Source organism: Prevotella pectinovora (genome assembly GCF_000834015.1).
In the GTDB taxonomy this organism is placed as follows: domain Bacteria; phylum Bacteroidota; class Bacteroidia; order Bacteroidales; family Bacteroidaceae; genus Prevotella; species Prevotella pectinovora.
In genome coordinates this window covers 62,667-78,683 of the sequence record NZ_JXQI01000068.1, presented here as the reverse complement: position 1 = coordinate 78,683, position 16,017 = coordinate 62,667, and the positions used below count along the sequence as shown (strand labels likewise).

The following is a 16,017-nucleotide window of genomic DNA, read 5'->3' as shown; positions in this document are numbered from 1 at the left end:
AAAAGGTATAACGATTAAACGAATTTTCATTATGAAAAAGATATATACAATAGTGCTTGCAGTAGCACTTGCAGGAACATTCGCAAGTTGTGATGACTTCCTGGACTATAATCCGACAGCTGTGATAGACGAAGACAAGGCCTTCAATGAGCCGGAAAAGATGGTGAACAGCGCATACGCCATGCTTGGTGACTGCTGGTACAGCTATCCGTTCAATCTCTGGCCTTATGGCGACCTGGCATCAGACGACTGTCTGAAAGGTGGCTGGGGAACTGGTGACACTGGTTACCACGATGTGGAAATATGGAAGACTCTGACTTCTACAAAAGGGGAACTCGATGAACTTTGGTATCGCCTTTACTGTGCCGTATCTCGTTGCAACCGTGCGTTGGTCTCTCTTGAACAGAACGGCGAAAAGGCCCTTGGAGCTGAAACAACGAAACAGCGCGAAGCTGAGGTTAGATTCCTCCGTGCACATTTCTATTTCAAGCTGATTACCATGTTCCGCCAGATTCCATGGATTGACGAAAAGGTATATGCCGACAATGCTACGGAGAAGACTTCTAACACACAATTCACATACGAGGAACTGTTCCAGAAGATTATCGACGATTTCCAGTTTGCCCATGATGTTCTACCAGCTAAGCAGGCTGATGGCGGACGTGCCAACAAGATTGCTGCTGCCGGATATTTGGCAAAATGTTATCTCACATTGGCTTGGGGCGACGGATATGAGGCAACCGATGGCGTTGACCATATCAACAAGCAATACATGCAGAAGGTTGTTGACTATACTGATGAGGTAAAGAATTCCAATTATGGATATCTGGAAGACTACGGCGACATTTTCTTGCCTGAATACAAGAACAGTAAGGAGTCTGTATTCGCCGTGCAAACCTCTGATTATAGCGGAGACCATACAAAATATGGTCGTGCCAACTGGTCGAACATGTTGAACGGCTGTTGGGGTATCTGGTCTTGCGGATGGGATGTTCACAAACCATCACAGGACTTGGTGAATGCCTTCAAGACACGCAACGGACTGCCAGAGTTTGATGACTACAACAATAGTATCGACTACCCGGTAAACGGCAAGGTCACTGCCCAGAAATGGGATCCACGTTTGTTCCACACCATCGGTATGCCTACCTTCCCATATAAATACGAAAAGGAATACACTCTGACGACAGACAATGCCCGCACTCCTAACGTCTACGGTTATTACACTTCAATGAAAGAAGTGCCACAACGCTCTAAAGGTGAAACATATAACGGCTCATGGCAGGCTTTCGCAATGAACGACTACGTATTGAGATACACCGATGTAATGCTTATGAGAGCCGAAGCTCTTATAGAACTTGACCGTCTTGGAGAAGCACGCATCATAATTAACGATATCAGACAGAGAGCAAAGAATTCTATAGACAAACACATTGAATATGCCAAAGACCAGTGTGACATTGCTCTCTATCCAGAGTCTTATTTCCAGAATAAGGAAACTGCACGGAAATGCCTGCGCTGGGAGCGTCGTCTTGAGTTGGCAATGGAAAACGGAAGATTCTTCGACTTGCGCCGTTGGGGAATAGCTTCAACTACGCTGAATAATTACTTCAAGACAGAGCAGAAGGATGTTTACACATTTACCGACAAGGATGGTAAAACAGTAAATCAGACTTACGCCGAATATCTGAGGGATGCCCACTTCACAGCCGGCAAGAATGAATTCTATCCAGTGCCATACAACCAGTTATATTATATACCAGGCTTGTATAAGCAGAACAAAGGATACGACGATGCAAAATAAGAATATTGATTTTCTTATAATGTAAGTATAGGTTAGTCAAAAGAAATTAATAGGTAAACTTTAGTCAGAAAAGGTGATTGGATTGATTCAGGATAACATTTTAATTTAAGAATACAGAGATATGAAAAGAAATATATTATCAGTTCTGATTGCTCTGGCATCAATAGGCACAGCATGCGCACAGGAAACACAGTTTCTGAGCAGCAACCATTGTCTGTACCGTATACAGCAGAAGGACAAATGCCTGTTGCTGCCAGTACAGGAGAGTGCAGAAATGAGCAACATAAAGGTTATCGCCGGCAACAAACAGATGAAGTCGCTCAATGTACGACTGGCAATGAACAAGGTGGATTATTATGTTCCGCTTTATCTGGATGAATTCAATGAGGAAAAGACGTTAGCTCTTGATATTCACGTGAACGGCAACTACCGCAATGATGGTGGTATTTCCACTTTCACTTGCTGGAAGAATATCAAGAATGCAGAGAGCTTTGACACGAAAAACCGCGAACAATATCGTCCGCTCTACCATCACACCCCAGCTTACGGGTGGATGAACGACCCGAACGGAATGTTCTTCAAGGACGGTGTATGGCATCTCTACTTCCAGCATAACCCTTATGGTTCGCAGTGGGAGAACATGACATGGGGCCACTCCACATCAACCGACCTCATACATTGGACGTTCCAAGGCGACCCGGTACAGCCCGATGCTTGGGGCTCAATATTCAGCGGCTCGTCAGTGGTAGACAAGAACAACACTGCCGGATTTGGAGAAAACGCCATCGTGGCTCTCTACACATCAGCCGGTGAGAATCAGACGCAGAGCATGGCTTACAGCACCGACAACGGAAAGACTTTCACAAAATATGATGGCAATCCGATAATAACGAGCAACGTGCCCGACTTCCGCGATCCTCACATGTTCTGGAACGAGGATATCAAGAAATGGAACATGATTCTCGCTGCCGGTCAGCAGATGAACATCTACTCGTCTGACAATCTGAAAGACTGGAAGTTTGAAAGCTCGTTCGGAGCCGAATACGGCAGTCATGGCGGTGTATGGGAATGCCCGGATTTGATGAAGATGAAAGTACGTGGCACAGACAAAGAGAAATGGATGCTTGTGTGCAACATAAATCCTGGAGGTCCTTCCGGAGGTTCGGCAACACAATATTTTGTTGGTGACTTCGACGGACATAAATTTACTTGCGAATCGAAACCGGAAGTGACAAAATGGATGGACTATGGTAAAGACCACTATGCCACCGTTACTTTCGACAATGCTCCCAACGGCAGACACGTGGCTTTGGCATGGATGAGCAACTGGCAGTATGCCAATCAGGTGCCTACGTTGCAGTATCGTTCTGCCAACTCCATTCCTCGCGACTTGGGACTCTTCGAATATAAAGGCAACACTTATTGCAGCGTTACTCCATCAGAAGAGATTACTGCTGCACGAAGTAAAAAACCATCAAAGTCTTTGAGCGAAGCTTGCGAAATGGTGGTCAATCTGAAGGGTGATGCCACGATTACGCTGAGCAACAGCAAGGGCGAGAAGGTGGTCATGACATATAAGGCAAAGGACGAAACATTCTCGATGGACCGCACACTAAGCGGAAAGACCGATTTCAGCAGCGACTTTGCTGCCATAACTACAGCCCCTGTATATGGCAAGATGAACAAGCTGCGCATATTCATCGACAAGAGCAGTATTGAGGTGTTCGACAACGACGGAAAGATGGCTATGACAAACCTTGTGTTCCCAACAAAACCTTACGACAAGGTAACGATAAAGGGCAAGACAAAGAAATATGCAGTATATAAACTGAAATAATGAACTTATATAAAACAGAATAAAATGAGTAAATCTGCTAAACTTACCCTCATCCCGGTGATGCTCTGTTTCTTCGCCATGGGATTCGTAGATATGGTAGGCATCGCCTCCAACTACGTGAAAGAAGACCTCAACCTGAATGACGCTACGGCAAACATGTTCCCGTCGCTCGTCTTCTTCTGGTTCCTCCTGTTCAGTGTGCCCACGGGCATGCTTATGAGCAAGATCGGCAAGAAGAACACCGTGTTGCTCTCGCTCGCCGTGACCACAGTGTCGCTCCTTCTGCCGCTCTTCGGCGAGAACTTCACACTGATGCTTGTGTCGTTCTCCCTGCTCGGCATAGGCAACACTCTGATGCAGACGTCGCTCAACCCACTGGTGTCTGTCGTTATAAAGGGCAACCTCGCCTCAACGCTCACCTTCGGACAGTTCGTTAAGGCGATAGCCTCATTCCTAGCTCCATACATAGCCATGTGGGGAGCCATTGCTACAATACCGAGTTTCGGCTTCGGATGGAGGATACTCTTCCCCATATATATGATAATAGGTATGGTGGCTGCCGCTGCCCTTTGCGTCACATCCATTCCGGAAGAGCACAACGAGGGTAAGGCTACCGGCATAATGGACAGTGTGCGGTTGCTCGGCAGACCTATCGTGCTGCTTTCCTTCATCGGCATCATGTGTCATGTGGGCATCGACGTAGGCACCAACACTACAGCTCCGAAGATTCTCATCGAGCGTCTCGGATGGTCTCTCAACGAGGCAGCCTTCGCCACATCCCTCTATTTCATCTTCAGAACCTTGGGATGTCTGACGGGTTCGTTCTTCCTCCGTGTGATGAAGGCGCGCACATTCTTCATCATCAGCGTGGTGATGATGGCGCTGAGTATGGCTGGAATGTTCGTAGGAACAAGCAAAGTCATTCTTTATGCAGCAATAGCTCTTGTGGGATACGGCAACTCCAACATCTTCTCCATCGTCTTCTCGCAGGCTCTCATCTCGGTGCCTGAGCATAAGAACGAGGTGAGCGGACTGATGGTTATGGGTCTCTTCGGAGGTACGGTGTTCCCTCTCCTGATGGGATTCGCCAGCGACGCCATCGGACAGGTTGGTGCTGTGGCTGTAATGGCAGCCGGAGTGGTTTATCTGTTCACATATATAAATAAGGTGAAACAATAACTTGTACGAGAAACCGTTATAATAATAGGGAATTCAGATACACGATATAAATAAACTCAGATATACGACTATGAAAGATAAATATGTAGTAGGACTTGGCGAGGCTCTTTGGGACGTCTTGCCTGATGGAAAGAAACTTGGCGGCGCACCGGCAAACTTCGCTTATCATGCCGGACAATTTGGCCTCAACTCCATTGCTGTGAGTGCCCTCGGCGAGGACAAACTTGCAGAAGAGACTATAGAGCAGTTGGAAGGAAAAGGACTCAACTATGTAATGCCACGCGTGCCTTATCCAACAGGTACCGTACAGGTGGAGCTTGACGATGAAGGTATTCCGACATACGACATCAAGGAGAATGTGGCTTGGGACAACATTCCTTTCACCGACGAGGTGAAGGCTGTGTCTGAAAACACGCTTGCAGTATGCTGGGGCTCGCTGGCACAGCGCAATGTGGTGAGCCGCGAGACCATCTACAAGTTCCTCGACAATACACCGAAAGACTGCCTTAAGATTTTCGACATCAACCTGCGACAGAACTTCTATACCAAGGATGTGATCTGCGAATCTATGAAACGCTGCAACATACTGAAGATTAACGACGAGGAACTGATACAGATAGGCAGGATGTTCGGCTATCCAGGTCTGGACATAGAGAACAAATGCTGGCTCATACTCGGCAAGTACAACCTCGACATGCTGGTGCTCACGTGTGGCGTGAACGGCAGCTATGTGTTCACTCCGGGCTGTGTGTCATATCAGGAAACGCCCCGGGTGGAAGTGGCAGACACTGTAGGTGCTGGCGACTCGTTCACCGGTTCGTTCTGTGCAGCAATCCTCAGCGGAAAGCCTGTAAGGGAAGCACATAAGCTCGCCGTTGAAGTGAGCGCCTATGTGTGCACCCAGAACGGTGCGATGCCCGACATAAAGGAACATTTCGAAATCTAAGCAATAAAGCAAAAGCCATATACTCTAAATGGCAGGCTTTATGCAGCAAAAAAGGGTCCATACGAAGTCAAGAATAGTTGATTTTGTATGGACCCTTTGGTTTTTATCTTACTATCGGTTGCAAGAAAGTTGTGCCATCAGCGTTTATCAACAAACTGAGAGAATCTCTCCAGCCCTTCTTTTACGAGCTGTCGCGGACAGGCGAGGTTCCAACGCATGAAGCCTTCGCCTTCCTTACCGTAAATGCTGCCGGCATTGAGCCATAGTTTGGCTTCCTTCATGAGTTCCTCTTCGAGTTCTTCCGACAGGATGCCGAGGCTCCGGCAGTCCATCCATGCGAGATAGGTGCCTTCGAGTGGTGCCACAGGCAACTGGGGCAGATGCTCCTCACAGTAGTCCTTGAAGAAGAGATAGTTGCCGTGGATATACTGGAGCAGCTGATTGAGCCATTCCTCTCCCTCGTTGTATGCGGCGATGGTGGCAATCACGCCAAACGGATTCACGTCGCATACCTCGTTGATGTTTATCGCCTTGTCGATGCGCTGTCGCCACTTGTCGTTCTCCACGATGATGTTGGCAATCTGCAGTCCGGCGATGTTGAACGCCTTGCTCGGCGCAACGCAGGTGACGGAATGCTTCTGGAACTCTTCCGACACGGAGGCAAACGGTGTGTAGGTGAATCCAGGGTGTACCAGTTCGCAGTGGATTTCGTCGGCCACCACGACAACATTGTTCTTGATGCAGATGTCGCCTATGCGTCGCAGCTCCTCCCTTGTCCACACTCGTCCCGAGGGGTTGTGCGGATTGCAGAGCAGCATAAGGGTGGTCTTCGGGTCGGCGGCACGACGCTCCAGGTCTTCATAGTCGATGGAGAAAGTGTTGTTCTCATACCTCAATGCACAGCTGTCCAATTCGCATCCGTTATTCCTGATAGAGGAGAAGAAGCAGTTGTATACCGGAGTTAGGGTCAGCACTTTATCACCCACATTGGTCAACGCCTTTATCACGGCAGACAATGCCGGAACTACTCCCGACGTATATATGAACCATTCGCGCTTCGGCTTCCAATGGTGGCGCCGGCTGAACCATGAGATTACCGCATCGTAGTATTCCTCCGGCACACGGGTGTAGCCGAATATACCGTGCTCCACACGTTTCTCCAGGGCGTTGATGATGCAGGGGGCGGTAGGGAAATCCATGTCGGCAACCCACATCGGCAGCACCTCCTTGTCGTCGGTGCTGTCCCATTTATATGAGTTTGTGCCGCGTCGCGGCGTTATCTTGTCGAAATCATATTTCATATTCGTCATTTTCTTTCCTCAATCACGCAGTCGGCAGGCTGCTTGATGTTCTCGTCGATGGTAATGGAACCGATTTTGTCGGCAACGATGCGTCCCGACATAGGGTTCTTGATGTTCGCGATGCAGCCCTTGATGTCGGCATTCAGTGTGGAGTATTCAAATGCGCGGTCGCAGTCTTCGCCGAAGGTGCAGTTCTCGAGAATGAGGTCGTGGGCATAGCAGAGGGGCTGCTCGCCGGTGATGTGGCAGTTCACGAGCCGCAGGTTCCTTGAGTGCCATCCCAGGTATTCGCCGTTCAGCTCGGAGTCGTACACGGTAACGTTATCCACCTCCCAGAAAGCATCCTTCGTTGTAATCTTCGCATTATGCACCTCGATGTTTCTTGCATACTGGAACACGTATTTGCTGTCGCTCTCCAATCCATCAACATAAACGTCATGGCTGAACATGAATGGATAGGTGCCGCCGTGCATCTTCAGGTTCTCTATGCGTATGTTGTCGCAACGCCAGAACACCTCGTCGGCATCGTTCATCGTTACGTTCTTCAGTTCGAGATGGCTCATCTCGCGAAACATCTTAGGCGCATCGATAACCGTGTCGCGCATCTTCAGATGGTCGCAATACCACAGGGCTGAACGTCCGCCGACAGCGAAGTAGCAGTTTTCTATTTCAAACCCATGGACATGCCAGAAAGGATAGTTACCCTCGAAACGGCAGTTCGTTGCCTTTATGTTGCTGCATTCCTTTATTGCCGACTCGCCCTCAGTGATGAGCACGTTGTCGATATGCAGGTCGTGAGAAGCGAACAGTGGGCGTTCGCCTCCGAATTGTTTGTCTTTTATGATTTGCATGATGTCGTATGTTTTTTTATTTGTTTGATTCCGTTTTGTTGTATCTTTGTAGTTGTCCGCTGCAAAGTTATACATTATTTCCATAAGTGCAATTACCATTATTGCTGAAAATAGTATATATTCATCGAAACAATTGCTGATAGTTATATTCCTTTACTGACGTTTCCTTCTATAGAAACTTTGGGCACAGTTTTGGGCACTGTGCTTGCCCACTTGGGGCACGGTGCTTTCTCACTTGGGGCAAGGTGCTTGCCCCACTTGGGCACGGTGCTTGCCCGTTTCTTGATGTTTTGATATGCTTTCCAAGGATTGTGATTCGGCAAATTCAAGAGCAGTATCTATTATTAGTTGATTATCAGTGTTATACGCTCTAAACGGTAGAAAAGTGACCGTATGAATTCTGATTAGATACGAAAAGGTGAAGATTTAACGTATTTAACTTTCAATCACATCAAAATTGCAGAAAATATGGGTGATGTGGGGTGGTTAACAGTCTCTTCATATTCCTTCATTGCCACAGAGGTTCATTTTCCCAACCAACAGGGAATCCAAGAGCTGCCAGGTCTATCTCTGGAAACTTGCTGAACAAATTGTGCATTTTGTCAAGCATGTCATTGTTGGGAGAGATGATGTCAAGGAAATACTTGATGATGCACATGTTATAATAGATTCTTCGCTTGTCCGCAGGAATAGTAATCCAAGGACGAGTCATGCCTCTCATATCATTTGGAATAATCTTGTTGACTTTGTTCCAAACACGAGCGTGATGACAACAAGCGTTGCGAGTAAGCGTAAGCACAGAAAGCCAAGACTCAAACACTGGAGCATGAAGGCAGAAACGCTTGGCGATCTGCTTTTTGAGTCCTTTATCTTTCAAGTTCCTGTAGTACATATTCACGCTACCCATTGGGAGAAGTTCACCAAGAATCCATGCTGGTGGAAAAGGTTCTGTATATGTTCTTTTGAAGTGTTCTATAAAGTCTTCAGTAGAACGTTCATACTCCTTCGACAACATTGCCATACTATTGACGAAAATGGACTGATCACGAAAAAGTGCAGAATTGGTAAGCCAATATATATCACCAGTCCGTTCAGCCGTCATATTCATTACGGCTTCTCTTACAGCAATTTCGATCTTCTCAATCTCGTTAAAAAGGAGTAAGCGCAACTTTTTGTCAAAGCGATAAAGCATCATCACTTTGTTAAATGTAGCACCTTCCTTATACAGATGAAGAATCTTTGGAGTCTTCAACAAAGGATGCATATACGCAGACAATCGATAATAGCCAATGCTCTCCAAATACAATTGAGCCTTTTGCCTATCATTGATTATCAATCCACGATTTTCCAATAAGGTTACAAGTTCTCGTGGAGTCTTGTAATCTTTTCCAAAATTTCTCTTTGTCATAGCTTATAAACAAAAAAGCCCAGCCTATTTAAGCATTGTAAAGAGGCTCGGCTGGAACTAACGCTGCAAAAATACAAATAATCATTGATAATACAAACTTTTTGGCAACAAAAATCATGAGGAAGTGGATTCTTTGACATATTTATATTTAATAATGTTAAATCAGGCCTTAAAATCATACTTTACCAGCCAAGCAAAGTGGTTTTCAAGGTAAAAGTGTTATCTTTGTAACGTCTATACCCATACCGGAAGTCCCGATGGGCAGAGGTTGGGCAGACATATACATAGTAAAAGGCGTATCTGACGCTTTGGTTTTGACGATTCGTGAACTTCGCAAACTCATTTGTCAGTCAAGAACAAAGCAACAAGGAACGTCTCATGGGTGTATTGTATACAGCCCTAATTGGCTTCGGTTGCATTTTGCATTCGTTGCCAAGAAAGGGTATTTATATACTTACACATACGTGGGGCTTTCGGCGTTGCTCGTTTCGGACTGACAGGGCAATGCGAAGGCCTACGAATCGTGGAACGAGTGACAGACTGGCTCCACGTTTCTTTTATTTTGTATATTCGCCAATAAAAAATTAACCCTGCTGTGGTAGCCAGGCAGTCATCTTAAAAATAATCCAAAATGAAAAGATTTTTATTCGTTACCGCAGCATTGCTCGCAATGTCGGTATCATTCTGTTTCGGTCAGTCCAAAGAGGACATTAAGGCAAGTATCGACCGTTGTGCAAAATTGGAGAAACTTTGCTCTAAGCAGCCAAAGCAAACTGGAGTTGCAGATGTTGACACCTATGTACAGGGTGTTTACAACGCAGCCATCAGTTCTGCTGCGTCATCAGCTCTACTCCAAGACCTTTATTATCGTCAGATTGGCGAGACGAAGGAAGGTGTTACAGACGTAAGTATCAAGAAACCTACTGTAGAGGAACTTGTCGCATTAAGCACAACTCTAACTGCAGAAGGTGTTTCTATCGCTGAGGCTGGGAAAGGTGCAGAAGCTGCAACCAAGGCATCTTCTACTAACAAGAATCCAATGAAAATAGCTAAGATAGCATCAGCTCTCGCCTTTACAAAAGATGCTTACCCTGTCTTGCTTGAAGAGTCAAAGGCGAAGGTCGCAGCCATCAAGCAGATGATTGAAACAGCAAAAACTTCAAAGAATCTGTAATGGGAAATTATCGCATTTTATATGCGGTCATACTTGCGTGTATCCTTTGTGGGTATACGCAAGTTTCCTTAGCAGCCGATGACCGCCCTGTCGTAGGCGTAACTCAGTTTACCTGCGATGAAGAGAGTCCATACACAGGACTTGTAACAGAGAAAGTTGTGGAAATGCTGACTAACACTCACCGCTTTGTTGTAGTTGACAGAACAAGTCGCGATAAAGTAGTTGATGAACTTGAACTACAGAAGAGCGAGGCTTTTCTCGACAGCCATAATCTTGCAGAACAAGGTGCGGCTGTTGCTGCCGAGCAGTTGGTAACAGGACATATTGTTAAGATACCAGTTTATCGCATGAAGAACAGTGACGGAAGCACACGTGGTTATAAAGCAAGTGTAGCATTTCAGTTGAAAGTTGTTGACGTAGAGACAGGCGTAAGCAATGAGGCACAGAGTTTTGATGGAAAATGCAGTAAGGAAATGCTGTCGCCAGAGAGTGCTGTTACAGCAGCCATGCAAAGCCTGCAATCCGACATATATGAATATTTCCGTATCAATTTCCCCGTCAAGGGAAAAGTCTTGAAGACGATAGATAAAAGCACGATACTTCTCAACGTTGGCAAGGAAGCTGGAATCAAGGTCGGTGATACGTTTACGATAGAATCAGTAGAGATGCTTGATGGCAAACCTTATCCATCTGAACTTGGAAAGGCCAAGGTGACAAAACTCTCTGGAGAGTCATTCGCCGAATGCAGCGTGTCACGCAAAGTCATTATCGCTATTGAAAATAGTAAAGCTTCTCACAATTTAGTTCGTTGTAACTTAATTATCAAAAAATGAGTATGAAAAGAATAGCAATAATATTATTGGGACTGTGTGCTTTCTGCTGCACATGGGCACAAAACATAGAGTCTCAAGTTACTCCTTTACCTACGGCACGACCAAAGATTATGGTCATACCATATACAATGCAAGGTGAAGACATACGTACCGTTTTGGAGAATGACGTGAATAAGCGTATCGCTTTAACCAAAATAAAGGAAGCATTCGATCAAAGGGGGTATACTACAGTTGATTTTTTTGCCAAGGTAAAAGCCTTGTCAAAAGCAACCGCATTAGGCAATACCCAACAACAGGATGTTAAGACTATGATTATACAACAGTCTGGTGCAGATGTTTATGTCGAAGCGGAAATAAACCTGTTGAAATCTCCTTCTGGCAATGCCATGAAAGTAATCCTGTCTGGTTATGAAACCTCTACTGCAAATTCGCTTGCCAATGCAGTTTGCGAAAGCGGTAAGTTTTACACAGATGACTATGGTAAACTTACATCAAGAGCTGTCGAGGCAGGGATGGACAAACTCTTGAACACCATGCAGGAGAAACTGATGGACATAGCTGAAAACGGACAATCCATAGCGGTAACAGTCGGCATTGACGAGGCATCATCTCGCTCTATGTCGCAAGAGGTTGGCGCAGACGGTCTTGCTTTGTCCGATGCCTTGGAAATGTGGGTGGAAGAAAATGCCTATAAAGGCAATTACCATATCCAGGGAACAACCGACAAGCAGATGCTCTTCGACGATATTCGCATACCGCTAAAAGACGAGAACGGAAGAACGTATAATATCAATAAGTTTGGATTGAAGTTGTTAACATTTTTCAGGAATCTTGGAATCAAGATTGAGAGAACTACAAGCAACAATATGCTAATTGTAACCATTAAATAACGGGAGTGTGTATTATGAGAAAGGTCTTGCTTACATTGACAATCTTGTTGACTTCTTATGCAACTATTTTCGCACAAGGAATAGAAATAGCCTTTGCGCTTCCTGTTGGTAATTGCCAATTAAGTGATAATACGGCAAAGATGCTGAGGAGCAAGTTCTTGCCAGCCATGACTGAAAGTGGAGTTGAAACAGCCGAAGTAAGTACCATTGCCATAAAGCCAGAGATTAGTTTCGTTAATAAACAAGTTGTTGAAGGCGGTATGAGGAATATACATACAAGCGACATACAATTCAATTTTGTCTGTACCAATCTTGCCACAAGTACAACTTTTGCAAGTTGTGTCGTTACAGTACGTGGGGAAGGATTTTCTGATGATGATGCAATAAAAAATGCCATTTCTAAATTGTCTGCCCAAGACAAACGTCTAACAGACTTTGTGAATAAGGCAAAAGATAAAATCATAGATTACTATCAGCATAATCTTAATTCTGTTATATCACGTGCTCGCACTTTTGCCAATATTCAACAATATGGTGAGGGACTGGCTCTGTTGTTTTCTTGTCCTGCGACAATCTCAGGTTACACAAAAGTCAATAACGAGATAACTACAATTTATCGTCAATACCAAACGCAGGAATGTAATAATGTCATTCAGAAAGCTCGGGCAGAATTCTCTAACGGTAATTTTGATGCAGCAGTCGAATATCTGCAACAAATAGATATGACAAGCTCTTGTGCTACTGAAGCCAAACAACTATGCATGCAAATCAAGCAAACTAAAGATGCAGAAGCTAGACGGGCAGTTGAACTCATCGAAAGACAATCACAAAGTGAGGCGGATCTTGAAAAAACTAGAATAAAAGCGGCACGTGATGTGGCTGTTGCTTATTGTAAAAGAAGAAGTGATGTGTATTTTATTTGGTAACATCATTGGTGTATTCGATTAGATGTGAGAAGCCTATATGATTTCTCACATCTAATCATTACTGTTTCGTATAATTGTCGTGTTTTTACGATTCTAAAAGTTTGTTGGCGAATAGAATGTTACTATTCACTGTTCTTTTATCGCCCCAGCCCTTTTCCTTTCTTTTGTGGAACGCTTCCAAGCCCTACCTTTTGTGTTCCGTCCCAATTCGTAAGTTGGTCAGCGCAGCCATTGGAACCACCAAGCGAAACGTATGTGTCTGCACTACATGACATATGGTCAACAAAAGCGAGAAAGTTGTCAATGGCGTTGTCTGTGAATTGAACTTCATTCGTGGCGAAGAGTTTTGTCCAACTGGTGACACATTCTTGCTTGAAGTCTGTAAAACCTTTCCACGACATACCAGATAAGAAACTTTTTGCTGCCGATTCTATACTGGCTTTAGAGTCCAATTCAATATTATGCTTTACAGCAGATGCCATAATGCCATAGTATATTGAAGCCGATTCTTTCTCGTTGAAGTTGACTCTGTCTGTTTTTGCAAAGGATGATAAAGCTTCATGTCCCTAATGGATGAACTTGTCAAATGGATATAAAATCACCCCTTCTGACAATCCCAAAAGGAGAATCAGAAGGGGCTATATACAGCTGCTGGGAGGTTTGTCATTCTATCTTCCGCCAGCCTTGGTCATCACTTCACAACCACCTTGTAGCTCTCCGTGCCAACCTTCACTATTACCACCTTGCCTGGCTGGACATTCAGAGTGGCGATGCCGTCAGTGGCGCTTGTGCTGTCGAGCAGCTTGCCGTCGGGAGATAACACCTGGATTGTGGCGTTGCCGCTGAGACCGGATACGGCGATTTGTCCGTTGGCAGTCGTAATCATTGGCTTAGCGGCAGTCTCGGTCTTTTCGATGCCGGTGGTGAGAGTCTGGAATTTGCCGAATCCGCTCCAGGGGTCGGTAGTCTTGTATGCATTTATCGACTCGCCCGGCACATAGAGCGTCATGTTTTCTATAGGCGAATTATCAAATGCGCTCGAATGCGTTTCCCGAACATTCACTGCCTGACAATATATGTCTTTCAACGCCTTGCAACCATAGTATTTATAACTTATTGTGTACCAGTTGATTCTAATAAGAGTGGAGTAAACGTAAGGAACAAATGTTTAAACGTGCGTTGCTATCGGATGCAGTTAATTATCTGCGGAATAATATATTATAGAAAATAAAGTTATTGCAATAACTGGAACTGTGTTCAAGGGGAGATATATGGAGATTTTGCAAATATATGAAATAAAACAACACGAATGGGAAAAATGCAGAGTTTTTTGTTGAAAATATTCTGCTATGTATATAAAAACAAAAGGAGAGTGTGTAGACACACCCCCTCCTCCTATGCTTAGCGCTAAGAGCAGTGCTGATTTGCAGGTGGTGTAACATCATTACCGCGGTGGTGTAACGTCATTACCGCGGTGCTGTAACATCGTTACCGCGCAACGGTAACAACGTTACCACGCCACGGGAACAGCATTGTTGCGGTTCTTTCGCAAGAAAAACGCTCAACTTCTTTTCTTTATTCTTTATGTTTTTCCGTTTTTTGCTTAACTTTGCGTATCTTAACATAAGCGGATGCGCATCCGCAGAGAAAGATACGATTAATATATACCAGAAGAGTTATGTTATATTTGTTACAGTTTGCATGTCTGATATTCATGTTTATCTGCGCATTCTTCATTGCCGTCACGCGTCTTCACGTGAGATGGATAAACCGGCGGTATGAGTGGTCGCGCTGGATGATATTCGCAGCCCTGCTTTTTATGGCGGTACACTTCTTCCTGCAGATGTACTTCGGCTTCCGCGCCACGGACGAAGATGTGGGAGCCGTCATCAATGTGCTGGTCTACCTGCCTTGCTTCACGCTTTTCTCGATGGCTATCTACAACATTGAGGCTACCCACACCAAGCGCCGTAAGATGAACCTTATCTGCGCCGCCGTATACGCCGCCATGCTTGCCGCCTTCGCTGTGGGCTACAGCTTTAGCGGCTCCCTGAACATTGGCGCATGGCTTTACGTGATGCTTGCTCTCTTTTTTGGCAATATTGTCTACTGCATATACATGATAATAATAGAGATGAACAAGCGGAAGAAACTCCTTGAGACGATGACAGCCACGGATATGCTGCCTTTTATAAGATATGCCCACGCGAGCATCGCGATGCTTTCCCTCATAGCCATATCCATGCCGTTCGCCATCCTCTCCACCAAGTCGTTGTACATAATAGGTCCGGTCGGTCTCCTCGTACTGCTTTTCTTCATCGTGAACTTTGTGGCGTTCGGCAACTGTTACGTACCTACCGAGGAGCTGCTGGATAGGGAAAGAGGCAACGGCGAAACCGACGACGACGAACAGACGACGGCAGAGAACTGCGCCTCGCAGTCGGCGGCTGACTGTGAGCAGTCCGCGCAGCGCCTCTCAGCCGAACGCAGCGCCTTCATCCAGGCGGCGCTCGACAAGTGGTGTGCAGACATGGGCTATAAGGACAGTTCGGTCAATATGCTTACATTGTCACATTCGCTGGACATCAACAAAAACGAACTGAGCCAATTCTTCAGCAAATGCCAGAACACGACGTTCCGTATATGGCTCAGCGAGATACGTTTCAATGCTGCCAAAAAGATGATGAAGGAGTTTCCCGACTACAACAACGACATCATTTCTGCCGAATGCGGTTTCTCTTCAAGGTCATATCTTTATAGGATTTTTAAGGAAAAGGAGGGATGCACTCCTGTTGAATGGAGAGCCAAAAACTCATAAAAAACTACTGAGAAACCCTCTGTAAGGTGTCTACTTCGTAGGAAGTGGAC

Annotated in this window: 14 protein-coding genes; 9 read left to right on the top strand and 5 right to left on the bottom strand. The window is 45.4% G+C overall.

What is annotated here, in order from left to right; translation table 11 throughout:
* Positions 1-31 precede the first annotated feature (31 nt).
* The 4 genes from ST42_RS10195 to ST42_RS10180 all read left to right on the top strand — a co-directional run bounded on the left by ST42_RS10195 (position 32) and on the right by ST42_RS10180 (position 5,766).
* Positions 32-1,804, top strand: coding sequence for a RagB/SusD family nutrient uptake outer membrane protein (locus ST42_RS10195; RefSeq protein ID WP_044073439.1), 1,773 nt, complete (start codon positions 32-34; stop codon positions 1,802-1,804).
* Between the two features lie 121 nt (positions 1,805-1,925).
* Positions 1,926-3,641 carry a DUF4980 domain-containing protein gene (locus ST42_RS10190; protein ID WP_022317424.1) on the top strand — a complete coding sequence of 572 codons (1,716 nt, stop codon included), beginning with the start codon at positions 1,926-1,928 and terminating at the stop codon, positions 3,639-3,641.
* A 24-nt stretch (positions 3,642-3,665) separates the two neighbouring features.
* Positions 3,666-4,820, top strand: coding sequence for an MFS transporter (locus ST42_RS10185; RefSeq protein ID WP_042518454.1), 1,155 nt, complete (start codon positions 3,666-3,668; stop codon positions 4,818-4,820).
* Between the two features lie 70 nt (positions 4,821-4,890).
* Positions 4,891-5,766 carry a carbohydrate kinase family protein gene (locus ST42_RS10180; RefSeq protein WP_044073438.1) on the top strand — a complete coding sequence of 292 codons (876 nt, stop codon included), beginning with the start codon at positions 4,891-4,893 and terminating at the stop codon, positions 5,764-5,766.
* Between the two features lie 137 nt (positions 5,767-5,903).
* Here ST42_RS10180 and ST42_RS10175 read toward each other — a convergent pair whose 3' ends face one another.
* The 3 genes from ST42_RS10175 to ST42_RS10165 all read right to left on the bottom strand — a co-directional run bounded on the left by ST42_RS10175 (position 5,904) and on the right by ST42_RS10165 (position 9,326).
* Entirely contained in the window at positions 5,904-7,067 is a 1,164-nt protein-coding gene (locus ST42_RS10175) for a MalY/PatB family protein (protein ID WP_044073460.1), read from the bottom strand.
* A gap of 5 nt (positions 7,068-7,072) precedes the next feature.
* On the bottom strand, positions 7,073-7,918 hold the full coding sequence (locus ST42_RS10170; RefSeq protein WP_044073459.1) for a DUF3737 family protein: 846 nt from the start codon (positions 7,916-7,918) through the stop codon (positions 7,073-7,075).
* A gap of 508 nt (positions 7,919-8,426) precedes the next feature.
* Complete coding sequence (locus ST42_RS10165) at positions 8,427-9,326, bottom strand: Abi family protein (RefSeq protein ID WP_044073437.1); 900 nt, start codon at positions 9,324-9,326, stop codon at positions 8,427-8,429.
* A gap of 631 nt (positions 9,327-9,957) precedes the next feature.
* Here ST42_RS10165 and ST42_RS10160 point away from each other — a divergent pair.
* Genes ST42_RS10160 through ST42_RS10145 form a run of 4 tightly spaced genes read left to right on the top strand, consistent with a single transcriptional unit; the run spans position 9,958 to position 13,149 of the window.
* The gene (locus ST42_RS10160; RefSeq protein ID WP_044065102.1) at positions 9,958-10,500 is read left to right on the top strand and encodes a hypothetical protein; all 543 of its coding nucleotides are present in this window, start codon (positions 9,958-9,960) and stop codon (positions 10,498-10,500) included.
* Positions 10,500-11,333, top strand: a complete 834-nt coding sequence (locus ST42_RS10155; RefSeq protein ID WP_044065103.1) for a CsgG/HfaB family protein — start codon at positions 10,500-10,502, stop codon at positions 11,331-11,333. The genes ST42_RS10160 and ST42_RS10155 overlap by 1 nt, the downstream gene beginning before the upstream one ends.
* Positions 11,334-11,335: 2 nt before the next feature.
* Entirely contained in the window at positions 11,336-12,223 is an 888-nt protein-coding gene (locus tag ST42_RS10150; RefSeq protein WP_044073458.1) for a DUF6175 family protein, read from the top strand.
* A 14-nt stretch (positions 12,224-12,237) separates the two neighbouring features.
* Entirely contained in the window at positions 12,238-13,149 is a 912-nt protein-coding gene (locus tag ST42_RS10145) for a hypothetical protein (protein ID WP_044073436.1), read from the top strand.
* A 137-nt stretch (positions 13,150-13,286) separates the two neighbouring features.
* Here ST42_RS10145 and ST42_RS10140 read toward each other — a convergent pair whose 3' ends face one another.
* Together ST42_RS10140 and ST42_RS10135 are read right to left on the bottom strand one after the other, a co-directional pair.
* The gene (locus tag ST42_RS10140) at positions 13,287-13,631 is read right to left on the bottom strand and encodes a hypothetical protein (protein WP_044073435.1); all 345 of its coding nucleotides are present in this window, start codon (positions 13,629-13,631) and stop codon (positions 13,287-13,289) included.
* 209 nt (positions 13,632-13,840) lie between these two features.
* Entirely contained in the window at positions 13,841-14,236 is a 396-nt protein-coding gene (locus ST42_RS10135; RefSeq protein ID WP_156139348.1) for a hypothetical protein, read from the bottom strand.
* Positions 14,237-14,827: 591 nt separating this feature from the next.
* On the opposite strand from ST42_RS10135, the gene ST42_RS14365 reads away from it, so the two are divergent.
* The gene (locus ST42_RS14365) at positions 14,828-15,967 is read left to right on the top strand and encodes an AraC family transcriptional regulator (protein ID WP_044073433.1); all 1,140 of its coding nucleotides are present in this window, start codon (positions 14,828-14,830) and stop codon (positions 15,965-15,967) included.
* Positions 15,968-16,017: the final 50 nt, after the last annotated feature.